This window comes from Mycobacterium sp. (assembly GCF_049647605.1).
GTDB lineage: Bacteria > Actinomycetota > Actinomycetes > Mycobacteriales > Mycobacteriaceae > Mycobacterium.
This window is the reverse complement of record NZ_JBARXZ010000199.1, coordinates 1-5736: the sequence shown is the minus strand read 5'-3', so window position 1 is coordinate 5736 and position 5736 is coordinate 1. Positions and strand designations below refer to the sequence as shown.

5 protein-coding genes are annotated in these 5736 nt (G+C 52.6%); 4 read left to right on the top strand and 1 reads right to left on the bottom strand.

Features of this window, described 5'->3' with window-relative positions:
• The 4 genes from WBB07_RS25560 to WBB07_RS25545 all read left to right on the top strand — a co-directional run.
• Positions 1–291: glycosyltransferase (locus tag WBB07_RS25560; RefSeq protein ID WP_526311859.1), on the top strand; the 291-nt coding region annotated here is incomplete at its 5' end.
• Positions 292–533: 242 nt separating this feature from the next.
• Positions 534–2300 carry a hypothetical protein gene (locus WBB07_RS25555; protein ID WP_526311857.1) on the top strand — a complete coding sequence of 589 codons (1767 nt, stop codon included), beginning with the start codon at positions 534–536 and terminating at the stop codon, positions 2298–2300.
• Positions 2301–2386: 86 nt separating this feature from the next.
• Positions 2387–3544 carry a glycosyltransferase family 4 protein gene (locus WBB07_RS25550; RefSeq protein WP_526311855.1) on the top strand — a complete coding sequence of 386 codons (1158 nt, stop codon included), beginning with the start codon at positions 2387–2389 and terminating at the stop codon, positions 3542–3544.
• A gap of 107 nt (positions 3545–3651) precedes the next feature.
• Positions 3652–4281 carry a NeuD/PglB/VioB family sugar acetyltransferase gene (locus WBB07_RS25545; RefSeq protein WP_526311853.1) on the top strand — a complete coding sequence of 210 codons (630 nt, stop codon included), beginning with the start codon at positions 3652–3654 and terminating at the stop codon, positions 4279–4281.
• 400 nt (positions 4282–4681) lie between these two features.
• Here the strand turns inward: WBB07_RS25545 and WBB07_RS25540 are convergent, their stop codons facing one another.
• Positions 4682–5575 carry a hypothetical protein gene (locus WBB07_RS25540; RefSeq protein ID WP_526311851.1) on the bottom strand — a complete coding sequence of 298 codons (894 nt, stop codon included), beginning with the start codon at positions 5573–5575 and terminating at the stop codon, positions 4682–4684.
• Between the last annotated feature and the right edge of the window lie 161 nt (positions 5576–5736).

Genomic DNA, 5736 nt, shown 5'->3' with positions numbered 1-5736 from the left:
ATCAAGCTCTTCGAGTATATGGCGGCAGGGATGCCGGTAATTTCATCAGATTTTCCGGTTTGGCGTGAAATCATTGATAGCGCGGGATGTGGGCTCTTAGTCGATCCGATGGATACCGATGCATTGGTTGGCGCAATGCAATGGGTACTTGAAAATCCGCAGGAAGCACAAGCAATGGGTGACCGCGGACGCTTGGCTGTTCTGGATCGCTACAATTGGGACCACGAGGCCGAGAAACTCGTTTCTTTCTACCAACCCTTGGTTGGATTGTGTTCCCGAGGACGAGTTTGAGCTGTTTTGCTTGAGGGGAAATTCTATTCAGTCTCTTGCGCTATCATCGGTTGGTATCCTCGCTCTTAGCTTCCCTCAGCCAGTTGGAAAACATGCTCCTCTGATTGGGCGCAACTGGTGTGGGTACTCCACTGACATCAGTTGACACGCCGCACTCGAGGCAAAAACGGCTTGTAAGGACACAGATCATGTGTGGAATTTTTGGGATAGTCTCGGCTACTGCGTCGGTAAGGGATGACCTTGTGAGGCTGGCTACCCATGCCCAGCAGCGCGGCAAGGATTCCAGCGGGCTGCTGTTTTTGCAGGACGGCGCTTATCAGGTTCACAGGGCGGACTACCCGATCTCCCGTCTTCTCAGTGAATCTCGACCTTACTCGACTGGCGTCGTTATGGGGCATAGTCGGCTGATCACTAACGGCCTGGATGACAACCAGCCGGTGCTTCGCGACGACGTCTGTGTTTTGCACAACGGCATCATCGTCAATCACGAGTCGATCTGGGAAAAGATCGGCAAGGTTCGCGAACTGCAAATCGATACGGAAGTCATCCCCGCGATTGCCGCCGCACATTTGGAGCAGGGGGGAAAGGTCGAGGATATTTCAGCCAAAGTTCTTGATCTGTGTGTCGGTGTCGTTGCCTGCGCGCTTGCACTGCCGAGGCTGGGCAAGCTCTGCCTGTTCTCCAACAATGGCAGTCTCTATGTAGGCAAAAAATCAAACGCAACGTACTTCTCCTCCGAGGAGTTTCCGTTGACCGAACTGACATGCGAGGAAATCAGGGAAGTCAAGCGCGACGCGGTCATTCTCGACATTCCATCGTCCACGAAAGACTATGTTGTCGTCAATAAGGCCGGGCATCGTGCTAACCTGATACCGCCTCTCACACTGTCGTCATCAGAAGAAAAGCTTCTGGCGTACCCTCAGCCCCAACTCCGACGTTGCACCCGATGTGTGTTGCCCGAGACCATGCCCTTCATTCGGTTCAACGAAGAAGGCGTGTGCAACTACTGCCTTCACTACAAGCCGAGAAATAAGCCCAAGCCGAAGGAGCAACTCTTTGCCCTCGTGGAACCGTTCCGCCGTAAGTCCGGCAACGACTGCGTTGTTCCCTTTTCGGGTGGCCGGGATAGTTGTTATGCGTTGCATCTGATCGTCAACGAACTGCGAATGAAACCTGTCACATATACATATGACTGGGGCATGGTGACCGACCTGGGGCGCCGGAATATCAGTCGCATGTCTGCTGAGTTGGGCGTTGAGAATATCATTGTCGCCGATGACATCGCTAAAAAGCGCGAGAATATCGCGATGAATCTGCGCGCCTGGTTGAGGGCGCCCAATCTCGGAATGGTCAGCATACTGACCGCAGGCGACAAACACTTCTTCCGTCATGTCGAAACAGTCAAGCGCCAGACGGGAGTTACGCTAAACCTCTGGGGCGTCAATCCGCTGGAAGTGACACATTTTAAGGCTGGATTCCTAGGTGTGCCTCCCGATTTCGAAGAGGAGCGTGTTTACATCAGCAGTAATATGAAACAACTTCGCTACCAGTATCTGCGACTGAAGGCGATGATGCAGAGTCCCGGCTATTTCAATAGCTCGCTATGGGATACCCTGTCTGGCGAGTACTATCGCAGCTTTGCAGAGAAGTCCGACTACTTCCACATCTTCGATTATTGGACGTGGGACGAGCGGATCGTCGACCAATGCCTTGCGCAGTACGATTGGGAAAAGGCTCCCGATACGTCAACCACTTGGCGCATCGGCGATGGAACTGCTGCCTTCTATAACTACATCTACTACACGATCGCCGGCTTTACGGAACACGATACGTTTCGCAGCAATCAAATCCGCGAGGGGCAGATCACCCGTCAGGAGGCTATAGCGCTTATTGAAGACGAAAATCGCCCGCGCTACCCAAATATCAAATGGTATCTCGATGCTGTAGGGCTCGATTTTTCCGAAGTTATCCGAGTCGTGAATTCCGTTCCGAGAATGTATGAGGCGTAGCCATCTTGTCGCTGAACATTTGGTACGTTTCAAAGTATGCCGCGCCTCCGATGTCAGGATCGGCGGGCGCGCGTGGATTTCTTATCATGCGTGAATTCGCGCGTATGGGGCATCGTGCCGTGATCCTGGCATCCGATTCAAATCATTTGATTGCCACCCCCAGCTTTGATGGCGACCATCAGGTCGATATCATGGATGGGGTTGAGTTTTGCTGGATCAGGACCCTGAAATACAGGGTCGCCAAGTCGTCGCGGCGCGTACTGAGTTGGCTGGACTTCGAATGGCGGCTATGGCGTCTTCCAAAAAAGCAATTTGGCCGTCCCGACGCCGTCATCGTTTCGAGTCTATCGCTCCTGACCATCTTCAACGGACTTTTGCTGCGTTGGAAATACGGGTGTCGCCTCGTCTTCGAGATTCGCGATATCTGGCCGTTGACGATGACGGAGGAGGGAGGTTTCGGAAAGTATAACCCTTTCGTTATCGGACTCGGCCTCATCGAGCGCCTGGGTTATAGTCGCGCTGACGCTATCGTCGGAACGATGCCCAACCTAGAAGAGCATGTAACCGAGGTTCTTGGCCAAAGACGAAAAGTCCATTGTATCCCGATGGGCGTGGACGACGTGTCATTGGCCGCCGGGGAGCCGTTGGAGCCAGAGTACGAAGCCAAGTTTATATCTCAAGGCAAATTCGTCGTCTGTCATGCGGGTTCCATCGGCATCACCAACGCGCTCGACACGTTATTTGCTTGTGCTCGCGCGTTACAGGAGCGCTCGAATATACATTTCCTGATCGTCGGCAAGGGAGATCTCAAAGCCAAGTATCAGGAGCTTTGCGCCGACCTGCCCAACATTACCTTCGCGCCTGCGGTAAAGAAAACGATGGTTCAATCGGTGTTGGCGCATGTTGATCTGCTGTATTTTTCGACACACACGTCGAGTGTCTGGAAGTACGGCCAGTCCCTGAACAAGGTCATCGATTATATGCTTTCGGGCAAGCCGATCCTGGCTTCCTACTCTGGATATCCTTCGATGATCAACGAAGCAGGTTGTGGCAGCTTTGTCCCGACGGGGGACGCAGATGCGCTACGTAATGAAATCTTGCGCTACGCTGAGATGCCTTCCGCAGCGCGTGAAATTATCGGCAAAGCCGGACGGACGTGGCTGCTATGCAATCGCAAGTACGATAGATTGGCCGAAGATTATCTTCAGCTCATGCTGCCCAACTCAAACAAATCTCTTCAATGAGCTGATTATATTGCGGTCAATTTCGCATTGAGGGAAATATTGAGGCCGAGTTTCTATTGAGAATCGTCAACCGCTCGGACCGACGGTCGGGCAGCGCAGGAGGCTGTATGTCAAGGTTTGCATTTTACAGCGCTGGAGGCTATGCGCGTGAAACGATTATGGAATTTGTTCTGAGCATATCGCGAGCTGCGCAGTACGCGCCCCGATTCTACTTCATCGACGATGACCCACGTCAGCGATCGATGGTCATTCACGGTGCGGAAGTCATCTCGTACGACGATGCGAAATCGATAGCCGATCTCAGGATCAACGTGGCTTTTGCCGACCCCGAATTGCGTAGGACGAAGGTGGCGCAATGCGAGGCTGATGGATTCTCCATGTTCGACTGTCAATCACCCACGGCTCACATTGGTCCGAACGTTTCCATCGATGCGGGGTTTATTCTCTCTCATCTGTCCACGATCACGTGCGATGCCAGGATCGGGAAAGCCTTTCATTGCAATATCTATTCTTACGTCGCCCATGATTGCGTTGTTGGGGATTTTGTTACTCTTGCCCCTCGGGTTTGCATCAATGGTCGGGTGACTATCGGTGACGGCGCGTATATCGGGACCGGTGCCATTGTTCTTCCCGGCGTCAAGATCGGCTGTAAGTCCGTTGTAGGGGCAGGTGCCGTTGTCGTGAAGGACGTCCCCGATGGAGCAACGGTTGTCGGTATGCCCGCAAAGGCTCGATAGATAGAGTTTCAAACGAGAATCTGATCTGACGTAGCTGAAATGGCGCTGTCGTGGGATTGGCAGGGATCGTGTGGTGTCTCCGAGGCGATCACTCGAGTCATACGGCGTTGAATCGCCGGACTAGAGATTACGTCATGGCCCGGCCAGCTACGAACGCCGCTTCCATGGAGCCTGAAGAGTGAGTGCCGGCCAAACGTTAGAGGCAGGACGCCGGCTATTCAGATCGTGTCCAAAGATAGAGGGCTCCTTTAATCTGAGCGTCTATTTTCTACAACCATGGACGCTTCGGGAGCATTGAGCTCAATTGGGTGGCGACGACATAACTGAAGTATCTTGAATTGTGATTTGTCTCGCCAGGTGATTTTTGCGCTCAAACTCTCAGTTGCTATTCACCGCGTGGCTAAGAGGAAGTGATGAAAAAAAAACCGGATATCACAAGTCCTAGCATCCCAAAGTTTGCGTAGGCAGTCATCATGGAGGCAGCGTTCGATGAGCCGCGAAGGCCTGTACCGGCATACTCCGGATTGAATTTAGAATAGAGTATAAGCGAATAATTTTGAAATTTGCAGCCGAGTATAGGTGTTAAGAAGCGGTAGCCGCAACCGTATGCGTAGGGCACATCCGCTGGCACAGTATTGAACCACTCCGCCGCGACGTCGCCTGGAACTATGACCATTCGTTTGAACAGTCCTGATGATATTGTTGGATGGTCGTCATCGGTTGTGAGGGAAGGGGAAACTGGTCTCGCAACATTTTGGGCTCGCTGCGACAAATTCGGCGGCGCAGTGTCTGGCAAGACGGCGCTTGCGGTACGGAAAACGAAGTTTACAGCTTCAGGTCGGATCGATGGCTCGGCGATTGAGTCCATTGCGTAGACCGTCGCTACGACAAGAGCTGATCCGACGAGGGCGCGAAACCAACGTTGTGTGCAAACAAAATATGCTAAAGTTGGCAGAGCCAAAATCACCGGCCCCGACTTCTGCATCATGCAGATCGTGTAGAATATGCCGGCAACTGCAACGATAGCTGCCAGTAGATTCATTCGCTTTATCACCGCCATCAGTAAACCGATAGGAAACAGGGCGTTGATAGCAATAGACTTAAGGTATTGCATCGATACCGGAAGATTCTCGGTAAGATCCATTCGGATTAGCGCAACCTCGATATTTGTCTTTGCCATCATCGATGAGCGGAGCGTTAGTCCGTTAAATAATGCAAGGTGAACGAGAGCGATCGCAGCCGCCGACAAGCCGATCAGCCAGATGTACGCGGTACGGGATGATTGCAGAGCCAAGGTATCAGCGACTGTTCGTCGTCAGGCAATTTGAGACTGATCAGGCGTTTCGAGAAGAGAGGCTCTGGGTCATCAGGGTTAGAGTTTAAGCGGCCTGCAGTCGGTGCTGCAAGCGACGGTTTGCGATGGTAGCAAGTTTGATGCGTTTGCGTTCTGCGAGT